The organism is Tropicimonas marinistellae (genome assembly GCF_001509585.1).
Taxonomy (GTDB): Bacteria; Pseudomonadota; Alphaproteobacteria; order Rhodobacterales; family Rhodobacteraceae; genus Tropicimonas; species Tropicimonas marinistellae.
This window is the reverse complement of the sequence record NZ_LNCI01000007.1, coordinates 44,872-58,175: the sequence shown is the minus strand read 5'-3', so window position 1 is coordinate 58,175 and position 13,304 is coordinate 44,872. Positions and strand designations below refer to the sequence as shown.

15 protein-coding genes are annotated in these 13,304 nt (G+C 65.1%); 9 read left to right on the top strand and 6 right to left on the bottom strand.

From position 1 onward, the window contains the following. Together ARC39_RS15500 and ARC39_RS15495 are read left to right on the top strand one after the other, a co-directional pair. Entirely contained in the window at window positions 1-2,955 is a 2,955-nt protein-coding gene (locus tag ARC39_RS15500; RefSeq protein WP_068115750.1) for a DNA translocase FtsK, read from the top strand. Window positions 2,956-3,094: 139 nt separating this feature from the next. Beyond that, entirely contained in the window at window positions 3,095-3,694 is a 600-nt protein-coding gene (locus ARC39_RS15495) for a LolA family protein (RefSeq protein ID WP_068115749.1), read from the top strand. A gap of 38 nt (window positions 3,695-3,732) precedes the next feature. Here the strand turns inward: ARC39_RS15495 and ARC39_RS15490 are convergent, their stop codons facing one another. Then, entirely contained in the window at window positions 3,733-4,317 is a 585-nt protein-coding gene (locus ARC39_RS15490) for a transglycosylase SLT domain-containing protein (RefSeq protein ID WP_068115748.1), read from the bottom strand. A 287-nt stretch (window positions 4,318-4,604) separates the two neighbouring features. Here ARC39_RS15490 and hspQ point away from each other — a divergent pair, with 287 nt between their 5' ends. Further along, window positions 4,605-4,931, top strand: coding sequence for a heat shock protein HspQ (hspQ, locus tag ARC39_RS15485; protein ID WP_068115747.1), 327 nt, complete (start codon window positions 4,605-4,607; stop codon window positions 4,929-4,931). A 220-nt stretch (window positions 4,932-5,151) separates the two neighbouring features. Here the strand turns inward: hspQ and ARC39_RS15480 are convergent, their stop codons facing one another. Continuing rightward, window positions 5,152-5,730 (bottom strand): ATP-binding protein, encoded by a 579-nt coding sequence (locus tag ARC39_RS15480; RefSeq protein WP_068115746.1) that lies wholly within the window; start codon window positions 5,728-5,730, stop codon window positions 5,152-5,154. Further along, the gene (locus tag ARC39_RS15475; protein ID WP_068115745.1) at window positions 5,730-6,074 is read right to left on the bottom strand and encodes an STAS domain-containing protein; all 345 of its coding nucleotides are present in this window, start codon (window positions 6,072-6,074) and stop codon (window positions 5,730-5,732) included. The genes ARC39_RS15480 and ARC39_RS15475 overlap by 1 nt, the downstream gene beginning before the upstream one ends. Window positions 6,075-6,167: 93 nt before the next feature. On the opposite strand from ARC39_RS15475, the gene ARC39_RS15470 reads away from it, so the two are divergent. Genes ARC39_RS15470 through ARC39_RS15455 form a run of 4 tightly spaced genes read left to right on the top strand, consistent with a single transcriptional unit; the run spans window position 6,168 to window position 8,803 of the window. Further along, the gene (locus ARC39_RS15470) at window positions 6,168-7,328 is read left to right on the top strand and encodes a thiolase family protein (RefSeq protein ID WP_068115744.1); all 1,161 of its coding nucleotides are present in this window, start codon (window positions 6,168-6,170) and stop codon (window positions 7,326-7,328) included. Continuing rightward, window positions 7,328-7,786 carry a GAF domain-containing protein gene (locus ARC39_RS15465; protein WP_068115743.1) on the top strand — a complete coding sequence of 153 codons (459 nt, stop codon included), beginning with the start codon at window positions 7,328-7,330 and terminating at the stop codon, window positions 7,784-7,786. The genes ARC39_RS15470 and ARC39_RS15465 overlap by 1 nt, the downstream gene beginning before the upstream one ends. Next, window positions 7,776-8,159 (top strand): GFA family protein, encoded by a 384-nt coding sequence (locus ARC39_RS15460; protein ID WP_068115742.1) that lies wholly within the window; start codon window positions 7,776-7,778, stop codon window positions 8,157-8,159. Before ARC39_RS15465 ends, ARC39_RS15460 begins: the two co-directional genes overlap by 11 nt. After that, window positions 8,156-8,803, top strand: coding sequence for an RluA family pseudouridine synthase (locus tag ARC39_RS15455; protein WP_068115741.1), 648 nt, complete (start codon window positions 8,156-8,158; stop codon window positions 8,801-8,803). Before ARC39_RS15460 ends, ARC39_RS15455 begins: the two co-directional genes overlap by 4 nt. Before the next feature lie 160 nt (window positions 8,804-8,963). Here ARC39_RS15455 and ARC39_RS15450 read toward each other — a convergent pair whose 3' ends face one another. Then, entirely contained in the window at window positions 8,964-10,409 is a 1,446-nt protein-coding gene (locus ARC39_RS15450) for an aldehyde dehydrogenase family protein (protein WP_068115740.1), read from the bottom strand. 161 nt (window positions 10,410-10,570) lie between these two features. Between ARC39_RS15450 and ARC39_RS15445 the strand changes: the two genes are divergently transcribed. Beyond that, window positions 10,571-11,227, top strand: a complete 657-nt coding sequence (locus tag ARC39_RS15445) for a peroxiredoxin (RefSeq protein WP_068115739.1) — start codon at window positions 10,571-10,573, stop codon at window positions 11,225-11,227. A gap of 68 nt (window positions 11,228-11,295) precedes the next feature. Here the strand turns inward: ARC39_RS15445 and ARC39_RS15440 are convergent, their stop codons facing one another. Then, on the bottom strand, window positions 11,296-11,904 hold the full coding sequence (locus ARC39_RS15440) for a hypothetical protein (protein WP_068115738.1): 609 nt from the start codon (window positions 11,902-11,904) through the stop codon (window positions 11,296-11,298). A gap of 177 nt (window positions 11,905-12,081) precedes the next feature. On the opposite strand from ARC39_RS15440, the gene ARC39_RS15435 reads away from it, so the two are divergent. Continuing rightward, complete coding sequence (locus ARC39_RS15435; RefSeq protein ID WP_068115737.1) at window positions 12,082-12,636, top strand: L,D-transpeptidase; 555 nt, start codon at window positions 12,082-12,084, stop codon at window positions 12,634-12,636. 67 nt (window positions 12,637-12,703) lie between these two features. Here ARC39_RS15435 and ARC39_RS15430 read toward each other — a convergent pair whose 3' ends face one another. Then, window positions 12,704-13,264 (bottom strand): L,D-transpeptidase, encoded by a 561-nt coding sequence (locus ARC39_RS15430; protein WP_068115736.1) that lies wholly within the window; start codon window positions 13,262-13,264, stop codon window positions 12,704-12,706. Window positions 13,265-13,304: the final 40 nt, after the last annotated feature.

Sequence of the window (13,304 nt, the reverse complement as noted above, 5' to 3'; positions counted from 1 at the left end):
ATGGCATATCAGACACGACAGCGCGACCCACTCCTCGACAGCAACATGCAGGAGGCAATCGAACGGCGCGGCCGCGAGTTGATCGGGATCGTATTGCTGGCAATCGCCGCCGCAATCGCTGCCATGCTGGCCAGCTACGCGCCGCAGGACCCGTCATTCTTCTCGGCGACGGACGCGCCGGTGCGGAACATGCTGGGCAAGTTCGGCGCGTCCGTCGCGGCCCCCCTCTTCATCGTGGTGGGATATGCCAGCTGGGCAATCGTCGCCATCGTTCTGGCCTGGGGCATCCGTCTGCTTGCGCATTCCGGCACCGAACGCGCCCTTGGGCGTCTCGTCTTCGCACCGATCGCGGTGGCGCTCGCGGCCGTCTACGCCTCTACCATCGTGCCGGGCGATGCCTGGAGCCACAGTTTCGGGCTCGGCGGGCTGTTTGGAGATACCGTGCTCGGGGCGCTGCTCAACGTGGTGCCGATATCCGCCAGCTTCGGGCTGAAGTTGCTTGCCCTGCCGGTCGGTGTCGGGGCGCTCGCGATGGCGCTCTACGTGGGCGGCGCAACGATGGAAGAACTCCGCCGGTGCGGACGCTTCGTCCTGGTTGGTGTCATCCTGCTCTACGCCGGCCTGTTGCGCGCACTCGGAATGGGCGTGGCCGGAACGGCCGTTTTCGCCCGCGAGCTGGCCGCGAAGAACGGTGAACGGCGTGCGGAGCGTCGTGCCGCCGCGGCGGAGCTCTCCGCCGATGAGGACGAGTTCGATGACGAATTTGTCGAGGACGCCCCCAATGTTGGGCGCCGCGAACCACCCGTGCGGGCGCGGCCGGTCGGCGCCGGGTTACTCGACTCGGTCTCCTCGCTGGTGCGCCGCGCGCCGCAGGCCGAAGCCGCGCCCGAGACGGTCCTGTCCGAGATGCCCGCGCCCGAAGAACTCGAGGCCCCCAGCGAAGAGCGCATCAAGGAGCGCATTGCCGACGCGATCCGCCTGCGGGCGCGCGGCAACGCCCCGCGCGTCGTGTCGAACGTCGGGCGCGCCGAACCGCCTGTTGTCCGCCGCCGCAAGCCGGATCCCCTGATCCTCAAGGTGCCCGGCGCCGTGCCGCCCGCACCGATGGCCGAAATCGACGACACACCGGCCGCGCCGGTTCCGGTCGTTCAATCGCATACGAGGTCGATCCCGGTGGATCCCGTCGACTACAACGAAACCATCGAGGACGAATTCGAGACGCCCGAGGATACGGCCCCCGAAGTCTCTCAACCGGTTGCGCGCGCTACGGTCTCCGGTCCGCAGGTGACGCCACGGATCCATGACCGCGGCACGCCGGTCGCGACGCCCGAGGTAGACGCACGCAGCGTCGTGCAGCATCCGCCAAAAAAGGGACTGACCCCGTCGCGGCAGGCCCGGGCAGAGGCTCAGCCGTCACTGGCGCTCGAACCGGCGGAGGCGGACGCCTTTGAAACGCCGTCCCTGTCGCTGCTGACGAACCCCGCGTCGGTGGAACGCCACGTGCTTTCCGACGAGGCGCTGGAAGAAAACGCGCGGATGCTGGAGAACGTGCTCGACGACTACGGCGTGAAAGGCGAGATCGTCTCGGTCCGCCCCGGTCCGGTTGTCACCATGTACGAGTTGGAGCCCGCGCCGGGCCTCAAGGCCAGCCGCGTCATCGGCCTGGCAGACGATATCGCACGGTCGATGTCGGCGCTCTCCGCCCGCGTTTCCACCGTGCCCGGCCGTTCCGTGATCGGCATCGAACTCCCCAACGCCAACCGCGAGAAGGTGGTGCTGCGCGAAATCCTCTCCGCGCGCGAATACGGCGACACGAGCATGCCGCTGCCACTCGCCCTTGGAAAGGACATCGGGGGGGCGCCTGTCGTGGCGAACCTCGCCAAGATGCCCCACCTGCTGATCGCCGGGACAACCGGCTCCGGTAAGTCGGTGGCCATCAACACGATGATCGTCTCGCTGCTCTACCGGCTCAGCCCGGAAGAATGCCGGATGATCATGATCGACCCGAAGATGCTGGAGCTTTCCGTCTATGACGGCATCCCGCACCTGCTCTCCCCGGTCGTCACCGACCCCAAGAAGGCGGTCGTGGCGCTCAAGTGGGTCGTGGGCGAGATGGAAGACCGCTATCGCAAGATGTCCAAGATGGGCGTTCGCAATATCGAGGGCTACAACAGCCGCGTGCGCGACGCGCTCTCCAAGGGCGAAATGTTCTCGCGCACGGTCCAGACCGGGTTCGACGACGAGACGGGCGAGCCCGTTTTCGAGACGGAGGAATTCGCGCCCGAACTGCTGCCTTTCATCGTGGTGGTCGTCGACGAGATGGCGGACCTTATGATGGTCGCCGGCAAGGAAATCGAAGCCTGCATCCAGCGCCTGGCGCAGATGGCGCGCGCCTCCGGGATCCATATCATTATGGCCACCCAGCGGCCCTCGGTGGACGTGATCACCGGCACGATCAAGGCCAACTTCCCGACCCGGATCTCCTTCCAGGTCACCTCCAAGGTCGACAGCCGCACGATCCTGGGCGAGATGGGCGCCGAACAGCTCCTGGGCATGGGGGACATGCTCTACATGGCCGGCGGCGGGAAGCTCACCCGCGTACACGGCCCCTTCGTTTCCGACGAGGAAGTCGAGGAGATCGTCAACCACCTCAAGTCCTTTGGCCCGCCCGATTACGTTGGCGGTGTCGTGGACGGTCCGGACGAGGACAAGGAAAGCGATATCGACCTCGTTCTTGGCCTCGGCGGGAATACCGACGGCGAGGATGCGCTTTACGATCAGGCGGTGCAGATCGTCATCAAGGACCGCAAGTGCTCCACCTCCTACATCCAGCGCAAGCTGGCGATCGGCTACAACAAGGCGGCGCGCCTTGTAGAACAGATGGAGGACGAGGGTCTCGTCAGCGCCTCCAACCACGTGGGGAAACGGGAAATCCTGGTCCCGGAGCAGGCGTAGGCAGATCCACCTGCCGAGCCCCTCGTTCCACGTGACGTAGCGGCACGCCGATGGCGCGCCGGGCGCTGCCGCGCCCGGTCACGCGGCTTTGAGTGGGCTGCCTCTGGCAACGGGCGATCAGAGCACATAGGGATGTTTCATGATCAAGCGCCTGTTTTTCATTCTTGCTCTCGTCGCGTCTGCGGCGGCCAGCCCGGCCGCGGCGGAGAAGATCTCGCTCAATGCGATTTCGCAATATCTGAACGGTTTTCAGACCGCGCAGGGGGACTTCACGCAGGTCAACGGCGACGGCACGATCTCGACCGGTCGGATTTACATCAACCGTCCCGGCCGGGTTCGGTTCGAATATAACGCGCCGGACGAATCGCTCGTCATTGCCGGCGGCGGGCAGGTGGCGATCTTCGACGCGAAGTCGAACGCCGGCCCGACGCAATATCCGCTCAACCAGACGCCGCTGAACCTGATCCTCAAGCGGAACGTGAACCTGGCACAGGCGCGCATGGTCGTGGCGCACGACACCGATGGAAAGACGACCAGTGTGGTCGCCCAGGACCCGGATCATCCCGATTACGGCACCATCCGGCTGGTGTTCACCCCGGACCCGACGGAACTGCGCCAGTGGATCATCACCGACGGTGGCGGTGTTCAGACCACGGTGATCCTTGGCGAACTGCAGAAGGGCATGCGTTTGGGCGCGGGCCTTTTCGACATCCGTCGCGAGATCGATAACCGCAAGTAACCGTCATCGCGTCTGGCGCGCGGCCGGCACCGGTCCGGTCAGATCTTTCCGCAGCTTCGCAGTTGCCGGTCATACAGCACCGCGCGTTCGCCCACGTTGCCGGCGACGTTCACAAGCCAGGTCTTGGAGCGGTAACTGCCGCGCGCATATCCGTTCCAGCCCTCGTGGTATGCCAGATACTGACGGCGCGCATCCGTCAGCGGGATACCATTCTTCTCGCGCGTCTTGTTCATGTACCACCCCATGAAATCGGTCGCGTCGCGGATGTTGTCACGCCGGGCGCCACGGTTGCGCGTCTCGCTCTTGTACTGGTCCCAGGTCGCGTCGAGCGCCTGCGAGTAGCCGTAGGCCGAACTCTGCCGCCCCATCGGGATGACGCCGAGTTTCCACTGAAGCGGCGTCCGCGCATCGCCGTCGAACCTGCTTTCCTGGTGGATGACCGCCATCTGCACCGGAACCGGCACACCCCATTTGCGTTCGGTCTTGCGCATCGCCCGGAGATACTTCGGGCGCTGGTCGGCAATGCTGCAGGCATTGTCCAGGTTGCGGGGAGAAACCTTGTTTCCGCCGCCGCACCCCGCAAGGGCCATGACGACGCACAAGGCGCATATCAATCTGCTCATCCGCCTGTCCGATCCGATTATGTGTCTGCTCGTTTTTTTGATATTCTAGGGGAAATTCGCGGCGGGGTGAACGGCGAACCGCGTCAGCGCGGTAAATTGCTCGGGGCGGGAACGGCGGAATCCCCCGATCCGGGGACACATCCGCGTGAGGTCGTCGCAAGCGTCTTCTTGCGCAAACGGGACTGTGAAGTGAGCGTTCACACACTGTTTCCCATGAATTTACGTCGTCTTGGATGGACTCAAAACGCCGTTCGCCGTACTCATAAAGCGTGGGGAAGTGTGTCAGTATGCAAAAAAGTGTAGCGAAATATCATTTGGGTCAAGTGGTTCGACATCGGAAGCACCCGTTTCGGGGTGTTGTGTTTGATGTCGATGCGATCTTTTCAAACACCGACGAGTGGTACGATGCGATCCCGGAAGACAGCCGGCCTGCGAAGGAGCAGCCGTTCTATCATCTTCTGGCTGAAAACGATCAGAGCTACTACGTCGCCTATGTCTCCGAACAGAATCTTGTGCCGGACTATTCGGGCGAACCGGTGGATCACCCCGATCTTCCGGATCTCTTCGGGGAGTTTCGGGACGGCGTCTATCCTCTGCATTTCCAATTGAACTGACCGCAACACGTGCCTGATGCGCGTGGTCTTCAGCGGTGTGGTCTCGGTACCTGTCGCCGTTGGCGGCTGGGACAAGACCTCGACGTCGCGCATTGGGTGGGGGCTGAAAAAAGCACGACGCCGAGGGAAGCCTTGTGCAGCTACAGGACTCAATCTGCGCGAGCGAGCTGGCAATTTGGCGGCACGATTGCGGCAAAGACGTGGCAAGGCGCTCCGCCGACTACCATTCTTCGGCGGTTGTTAGCCGAAACGTCAGCAGATTGACCTCGTTGCGCCGCTGGTAGCAGAGGTCTTCGGTCAATTCCCGGATCAGATACCAGCCGAATCCGCCTTCGGGCAGATCACCCAGGTCAACTGTCAGGTCTTGCGGGTGGCCTTGTGGCAGGCAGTTGCCCGGCATGGGCGCGCCGTTGTCTTCGACCGTGACGCACAGCGATCTGCCGTCGCGCAGGATACTCACGGAGAGAAAGCCGGGCAGGCGGCACCGAAAGGCATGCTCCGTGACGTTGTTCATGACCTCTGCCAGCACGACTTCGGCGCGAACGCAGTCTTCGACAGACAGCCCGTAGCTCGCAAGAACCTGGATCATTCGGATTGTCGCGTGGCGTACCTCCTGCGGGGTGCAGGTGATTCGCTCCCGGATCGGCGCTTTCCCCTCTCGGAACGCACGCGCATCCGCAAGCTTCCCCGGTCGCCCCGACACGGTGTCACCCGACGTGCAGGTGTAGGGGTATGCGCGGCAGGAGGCTCTGGTGCGCCGGTCATATTCGGTCGTGCCGGCGGCTCCTTGCTTGCACATCAAGCGACGGAGCTCCCGTTGCCGAATGCCTCTTCGACCGATGCGTGAATGGTGAAAACCGAGTCCATCCGGGTTAGCCGGAACACCTTCCGGACCTTCGGTGTGAGACCCGCGAGTTCCATGGACCGGTCGCAGCCGAGGTATTTCATCGCGGCGACCACCGCCCCGAGCCCCGAAGAGTCGAGGAAGTCGACACGCTGCAGGTTCAAGATGACGCGCGCCGGACCACCCGCGCAGAGCTCCCGCATCCGGTCCTTGAACTGGATCGCGCAGGCGGCATCGATCCGCGATGCCAGGACATCGATCTGCAGTGTCCCGCCCGATTGCCGAGTCTCGAAATCCATGCAGCGCCTCCGCTACGCTCCGTCATCTGCGCCAACGCTGGACGCAAAAGCTTACCATTCGGTATGCAGGTGCAAAATGAGTGGGAGGAAGAAATGAAGAATGTCGTTATTTCGGGGGCGGCCCGCACGCCAATGGGAGGTTTCCAGGGTGTTTTTGCCTCCGTGCCTGCACCGGTTCTGGGGGCCCAGGCGTTGAAGGCATCGCTCGAACAGGCCGGGGTCGAATCGGTGGACGAGGTTCTGATGGGATGTGTTCTGCCTGCGGGGCAGGGGCAGGCGCCGGCGCGCCAGGCCGGTTTCGGGGCCGGGCTCGCAGAGGACGTGCCCGCGACGACGCTCAACAAGATGTGCGGGTCCGGCATGAAGGCGGCGATGATCGCCTTCGACCAGATCGCGCTCGGTCAGGCGTCGGTGATCGCCGCGGGCGGCATGGAAAGCATGACCAACGCGCCGTACCTGCTACCCAAGATGCGCAGCGGCGCCCGGATTGGCCACCAGGCCGTGCAGGATTCGATGTTCCTCGATGGGCTTGAGGATTCCTACGACAAGGGCCGGCTCATGGGGACATTCGCCGAGGATTGCGCCGAGCACTACCAGTTCACCCGCGAGGCGCAGGACGAGTATGCGCTCGGTTCGCTGTCCAACGCGCTGGCCGCGCAGAAGGACGGGGCGTTCGATGGTGAGATCACGCCGGTCACGGTGCGCGGGCGCAAGGGAGACATCGACGTGATCGAGGACGAGCAGCCGGCCACCGCCCGTCCTGAGAAAATCCCGCATTTGAAACCCGCGTTTCGCGAGGGGGGCACGGTGACGCCGGCCAATTCCTCGTCGATCTCGGACGGCGCCGCGGCGCTGGTGCTGGCGTCGGAGGACAGCGGATTGCCGGTGCGCGCGCGCATCCTGGGGCACGCCACCCATGCGCAGGCGCCCGGATGGTTCACCACCGCGCCGGTACCGGCGGCGCAAAAGCTCTTGCAGAAAATCGGCTGGTCGGTCGAGGACGTCGATCTGTGGGAGGTCAACGAGGCGTTTGCCGTCGTTCCGATGGCCTTCATGCGGGAGATCGGCGTGCCGCGCGAACGGCTGAACGTGAACGGCGGTGCCTGCGCGCTCGGGCATCCCGTCGGCGCATCGGGTGCGCGGATCATGGTCACTCTGCTCAACGCACTGGAGAAACGCGGCCTGAAACGCGGTGTCGCGGCGATCTGCATCGGTGGCGGCGAGGGAACCGCCATCGCGATCGAGCGGCCTTGATGCGCGCGAGCTATCCGCAGCTCGAAAAGACGATCCTCGCTCTCACGGAGGGCGAGGACGACGTGGTGGCGCTCATGGCGACCGTTGCCTGCGAGTTGCACCACGCGGACGAACGCTTCGACTGGACCGGGTTTTACCGGGTCGTGGCACCGGGCCTGCTGAAGATCGGCCCCTACCAGGGAGGGCATGGATGCCTCATCATTCCCTTCGCGCGCGGCGTCTGCGGTGCGGCGGCACGGACGGGCGACGTGCAGATCGTGGATGACGTCGAGGCATTCGACGGTCACATCGCATGTTCCTCCACGACGCGTTCCGAGATCGTGCTGCCGGTTCGGGATGCCGGCGGCGCATTGATCGGCGTACTCGATATTGACAGCGACCGCCCCGCAGCCTTTGACGCCGAAGACGCGGCCGGCCTCGGCCGCATCCTGCGAGGGGTCTTTGCCAATGGCCGGTGAAACATATCGGGGGAGCTGCCTGTGCGGTGCCGTGCGCTACGACGTCGGCGCGCCGCTCACGGGTGTGTCCGCGTGCCATTGCGGCCAGTGCCGGCGGCAGTCCGGGCATGTCTGGGCCTCGGCGCAAGCGCCGGCCGAGGCCGTGACGATCACCGGCCCGGTGCGCTGGTATGCGGCCAGCGATCGGGCCCGCCGCGGGTTCTGTCCGCAATGCGGGTCGTTCCTGTTCTGGCGGCATCTGGACGAGCGGTTGATGTCGGTGTCGCTCGGGTCTCTCGACGGACCGACGGGGCTGCGGTTGGAAAAGCACATCTTCACCGCGGACAAGGGCGACTACTACGACATCGCGGACGGGGTCCCGCAAGAGCCGTGAGCACAGCCTACGACCCGCCGCGCGATCCCTTGGTCATCCTGCATGCGGATGCGGACCTGCTGGTGGTCGACAAGCCCTCCGGGCTCCTGTCCGTCCCGGGCAAGGGAGCGGACCTCGCCGATTGCCTTCTGGCGCGGCTGGACGCGGCGTATCCCGGCACGCTTCTGGTGCACCGGCTGGACCGCGACACCTCCGGCGTCATGGTCTTTGCCCGACGGAAATCCGCGCAACGGCACCTCGGGCTTCAGTTCGAGCGGCGCCATACGGAGAAGCGCTATATCGCTCTCGTTGCGGGCCAGCCCGATGCCGACGCCGGGACCGTGGCGCTGCCACTGATCGCGGACTGGCCGAACCGGCCGCGCCAGATGGTGGATGTCGACCGCGGCAAGCCCGCCGTGACCCACTGGCGGGTGCTCGAGCGATACGCGGGTTCGGCGCGTCTGGAACTCCGCCCAGAAACCGGGCGCAGCCATCAGTTGCGGGTGCATCTGGCCGAGATCGGCCACCCAATCCTGGGGGATCCCCTCTATTCAACAGGAGCGGCCGCGCAATCGCCCCGATTGATGCTGCACGCCGAAATGCTCAGCCTGCGGCATCCGGATGGCGGCGCGCGGGTGGGGTTTTCTGCGACCTGCCCGTTCTGAGCGCCGGATAGCAGGGGCGGCAACCGGGGCTATGCCGCCCGCAGCCCGGGTGAGGCCTACCCGGGTCCACGCGCCCACGGGCACGGCAACCGCCGGCCCTGGCGCACCTGTCTTCGCCGCCCCGCGGACGGGCCCGACGCCATTTTGGTGAGTTGCCGGCCTACGCGCGGTCGGCCGGGTAGCCGCCGACGGCTTTCACCTCGACGTAGTCCTCCAGCCCCCAGACGCCGCCCTCGCGGCCGTTGCCCGATTGCTTTACCCCTCCGAAGGGCGAGCCGCCGGACCGGGACTTGCCGTTCAGATGCACCATGCCGGAGCGCAGTTTCCGGGCCATCCGGACGAGCCGGTCCGGGTCCTGCGTCTGCGCGTAATTCGTCAGGCCATAGACGGTGTCGTTCGCAATCCGGATCGCGTCCTCCTCGGTATCGAACGGGATCATCGACAGCACCGGCCCGAAGATCTCCTCGCGGGCAATGGTCATGTCGTTGGTCACATCCGCGAAGATGGTCGGACGCGCGAAATACCCACGGTTGAGCCCTTCCGGACGGCCGAGCCCGCCGGTCACGAGGCGGGCGCCTTCGTCGATCCCCGTCTGGATCAGCCCCTGCACCTTGTCCCACTGCATCTGGCTCACCAGCGGGCCGATATGCGGGCCGTCCTCGTGCGCGGACGCGACGGCGGTGTTTTCAGCCGCCTCTCGCGCCATGTCCACCGCGTCGTCGTAGATCGACCGCTCGACCAGCATCCGCGACGGCGCATTGCAGGATTGGCCGGTGTTTTCCATCATGTGCGCAACGCCTCGGCGCACGGCTTCCTCGTCGGCATCGGCAAAGACCAGGTTCGCGCCCTTGCCGCCAAGTTCGAGGCTCACACGCTTGATCGTGTCCGCAGCAGCCTTGGAAATCGCGATACCGGCGCGGGTGGAGCCGGTGAAACTCACCATGTCGATGCCGGGATGCGCGGACAGCTGGCTGCCCACGCCCGCACCATCGCCGTTCACCATGTTGTAAACCCCGGCAGGCACGCCCGCCTCGTCCAGGAACTCGGTGAAGAGCAGCGAGGAGAGCGGCGCGATTTCCGACGGCTTCAGAACCATGGTGCAGCCGGTCAGCAGCGCCGGGATGACCTTGAGCGTGACCTGGTTCATCGGCCAGTTCCACGGCGTTATCATCGCCACGGTTCCGATCGGGTCCATGATGATACGGTCGTTCGGCGCATTGTCGCGCAGCATCCGCACGTAGTCGAAGGTCTTCGCGGAGCGGAGAAACCCCTTGATGTGGCCGGTGCCCGACGGCGCCTGTTCCTCGCGCGAAAGGGTGATCGGCGCGCCCATCTCCAGCGTCATTGCCTGCGCCATTTCCTCGAACCGGCGCTCGTAGATCTCAAGGACCTTCTCGACCAGCGCGATCCGGTCGGCGGGGTCGGTCTGCGACCAATCGGGGAAGGCGGCATTGGCGGCGGCCACGGCGGCATCGGTGTCGGCGCTGTCGCCGAGGGAGATGACGGCAACCTCCTCCTCCGTGGAAGGATCAATCACCGGAAGGTCGCGCGGTGTGGCGGGGTCGACCCAGGCGCCGTTGATGTAGAACTGGCGTTTCTCAAGCATGTGGTGTCCTCACCGTCGAAGTCTTTTGCGACACACTGTCACCGGTGCGCAGCGGCCGCAAGATCGGGGTTTCATTCCTGAGTTTAGAATATATCTAATCCCGCGAGAAGCCGAGACAGCCACTCTCAAATCGATTCCATTCTCACGAGGAGACCCGACATATGGGCCTGCGTATCAATGACACCATCCCCGACCTGAAGCTGCAGACGAGCCAGGGAGAAATCGCTTCGTTCCACGACTGGATCGGCGACAGCTGGGCGATCCTGTTTTCCCACCCGAAGGACTTCACCCCGGTCTGCACCACCGAATTCGGCGCTGTCGCACAACTCGCCGAAGAGTGGGAGGCGCGCAATACCAAGGTGATCGGATTGTCGGTCGATTCCGTGGAAGAACACATGAAGTGGATCGGCGATATCGAACAGGTGGCGGAGGCCCCGGTGGGCTTCCCGATCATTGCCGACGAAGATCTGGCGATCTCCAAGCAGCTCGACATGCTGCCCGCGGACGCCTACCTGCCCGACGGGCGCACGGCGGCGGACAGCGCTTCGGTGCGCGTGGTGTTCATCATCGCGCCGAACAAGAAGCTGCAATTGTCGATGACCTACCCGATGTCGGTGGGGCGTAACTTCGCCGAGGTACTGCGCGCGCTGGATGCGCTTCAGGCAAGCTATGAGACGCCGATTGCGACGCCCGCAAACTGGACCATGGGGCAGGACGTGATCGTCGCGCTGTCGCTCGACGACACCGCCGCGAAGGAACGGTTCGGCGAGTTCGACTCCGTGTTGCCGTATCTTCGCAAGACGAAAGCGCCCAGCTGACCGCGCGACATGCCAGGACACCGGCTATCGAATGGGCTCCGCCACGCGGGGCCCATTTGCACATGCGCCTAGTGTTGCGGCACCGCGTTGGGGTCGTCGGGCGCGTCGTCCTGCACCCGGGCGAAATCCGGCGCGATCGTGGCCAGCGCCAACCCGGCCAGCAGGCACAGCAGGAACGCCGGCCCCAGGCGCAGGGCGAGGTCGGCAAACCCCATGCTCGCAAGCGGTTTGACCATTCCGAGTGCGAAGGCCGAGAGCCAGCAGCCGGCCGAGAGCCCGGCAATGGCACCCAGACCCAGGCGCAGGCGCGCCGGAAGGTCGCCGAAACGCTGCTCGCGCCGCGCCGCCATGGTCGAAAGGCCGATCTGTCCGATGGCCGTGGCATTGGCCGTCAGCATCAGAACGACCGCGATCTTCACCATCAGCTTCGGCGTCAGCGTGCCGCCGCCGGGGCCGAGCTTCAGCCAGATCAGGGTGAGGCCGCTCGCCCAGAGAAGCACCAATGCGATGGAAATGATCCGGTGATAATCGACGAGTCGCTGGATTTCGGCCTGCGCCAGCGGACGCCGAAGGCTCTGCAGCGCGGTTGCGTCGGCGGCAAGCGCATAGAGCAGCCCCGGAATCAGCCCCATGAAGTGAATCCAGACGGCCATGTCTGCGATTGTGCCGAGTGCCATCCCCGGTTCTCCGCATCCTTGCCCCGACCCCGACATAAATGACACGGTAAAACTGTGGCGCAAGTAAGGAAGCCGCGTGCCGATGCGGGCGGGTTGCCTCGCGGCGGCTGCAATGGCAGACTCCCGCCCAACGTATTGCGTGACAACGTTTTCCCAGGACAAACCCGGAGATTTCCGATGCCAGCCAGACGTCATTTTCTTCTCGGGGCCGCTGCGGCCTTGTCCGCTCCGGGCATTTCGCGTGCTGCGCAGGACTTCGAACTCGCGGACGAATTTCGGGCCCAGGTGGTGCGCGTGCGCGCCGGATTCCTGCCCGGGGACATCCATATCGAGTTGGGACGGCACTTCCTCTACCTCATCCTGGAGGGCGAGCAGGCGATCCGTTACGGGGTCGCCATCGGCGAAGAGGGGCGCAACCTGTCCGGCTCCGTCTACGTCGGTCGCAAGTCGGAATGGCCGAGCTGGACACCGACGGCGAACATGATCCGCCGCGAACCGGAGGTCTATTCCAAATGGGCCGGTGGCATGGAGGGCGGGCCGGACAATCCGCTCGGTGCCCGGGCGCTCTACCTCTACCGCGGCGGCAGGGACACCCGGTATCGCATCCACGGCACGCCGCAGCCCTGGACCATTGGCCGGTCGGTCTCGTCAGGATGTATCCGGCTTGCCAACGATCAGGTCATCGACCTCTACGAGCGCGTGCCCGTGGGTACCAACGTGACCTTCCACTGATCCGCAGGGCGGCTTCGGCGCCGTTGGCGCCGCGTCGCGCGATCATTGCCGTTGCGGTGACCGCGGCTCAGTAGACGACCACCCGCGTCCCGAGCGGAACATGGGCGTAGAGCTCTTCCACATGCGGGTTCTGCAACCGGATGCAGCCGGAGGAGAAGGAGCGCCCGATGGTCCAGGGCTGCGGCGTGCCGTGGATACGGTAGAGCGTGTCGCGGTTCCCCTGGTAGAGATAGAGCGCGCGCGACCCCATGGGGTTTTTCTCATGCCCGCCGGGAAGCCCGTTTCTCCACTTGCCGTAGACACTCGGCTCCTTGCGGATCATATCCGCCGTCGGCGTCCAGCTCGGCCATTCCGCCTTGCGCCGCACATGCGCCACGCCCTTGAAATTGCGCCCGGGCGCACCAACGGCGATCCCGTAGCGCCGCGCCTTGCCGTCACCGAGAGTCCAGTAAAGGAAATGGTCGTCGGGGACGACATGGATCTCGCCCGCCGCCAACTCGGCAGGGGCGGATACGATCTGGGGACGGAACTTTTTCGGAAGCCGGGCGGATGAGTCCGAAGCGGCAAGCGCCGGCAGCGGCACGGCGGCCGCTGTTGCGGAAAGGAGAAGATGGCGTCGGTCAATCATTCGTGACGGCCTCGTTGTCTGCGTAATTGCGGCATCACGA

Excerpts from the sequence above, each read along its gene's own strand:
- hspQ (WP_068115747.1), top strand. The coding sequence starts at position 4,605 with ATGCAAAAAAGTGTAGCGAAATATCATTTGGGTCAAGTGGTTCGACAT.
- ARC39_RS15450 (WP_068115740.1), bottom strand. The coding sequence starts at position 10,409 with ATGCTTGAGAAACGCCAGTTCTACATCAACGGCGCCTGGGTCGACCCC.
- ARC39_RS15465 (WP_068115743.1), top strand. The coding sequence starts at position 7,328 with ATGCGCGCGAGCTATCCGCAGCTCGAAAAGACGATCCTCGCTCTCACG.
- ARC39_RS15435 (WP_068115737.1), top strand. The coding sequence starts at position 12,082 with ATGCCAGCCAGACGTCATTTTCTTCTCGGGGCCGCTGCGGCCTTGTCC.
- ARC39_RS15495 (WP_068115749.1), top strand. The coding sequence starts at position 3,095 with ATGATCAAGCGCCTGTTTTTCATTCTTGCTCTCGTCGCGTCTGCGGCG.
- ARC39_RS15440 (WP_068115738.1), bottom strand. The coding sequence starts at position 11,904 with ATGGCACTCGGCACAATCGCAGACATGGCCGTCTGGATTCACTTCATG.
- ARC39_RS15500 (WP_068115750.1), top strand. The coding sequence starts at position 1 with ATGGCATATCAGACACGACAGCGCGACCCACTCCTCGACAGCAACATG.
- ARC39_RS15430 (WP_068115736.1), bottom strand. The coding sequence starts at position 13,264 with ATGATTGACCGACGCCATCTTCTCCTTTCCGCAACAGCGGCCGCCGTG.
- ARC39_RS15480 (WP_068115746.1), bottom strand. The coding sequence starts at position 5,730 with ATGTGCAAGCAAGGAGCCGCCGGCACGACCGAATATGACCGGCGCACC.
- ARC39_RS15475 (WP_068115745.1), bottom strand. The coding sequence starts at position 6,074 with ATGGATTTCGAGACTCGGCAATCGGGCGGGACACTGCAGATCGATGTC.
- ARC39_RS15490 (WP_068115748.1), bottom strand. The coding sequence starts at position 4,317 with ATGAGCAGATTGATATGCGCCTTGTGCGTCGTCATGGCCCTTGCGGGG.
- ARC39_RS15460 (WP_068115742.1), top strand. The coding sequence starts at position 7,776 with ATGGCCGGTGAAACATATCGGGGGAGCTGCCTGTGCGGTGCCGTGCGC.
- ARC39_RS15470 (WP_068115744.1), top strand. The coding sequence starts at position 6,168 with ATGAAGAATGTCGTTATTTCGGGGGCGGCCCGCACGCCAATGGGAGGT.
- ARC39_RS15445 (WP_068115739.1), top strand. The coding sequence starts at position 10,571 with ATGGGCCTGCGTATCAATGACACCATCCCCGACCTGAAGCTGCAGACG.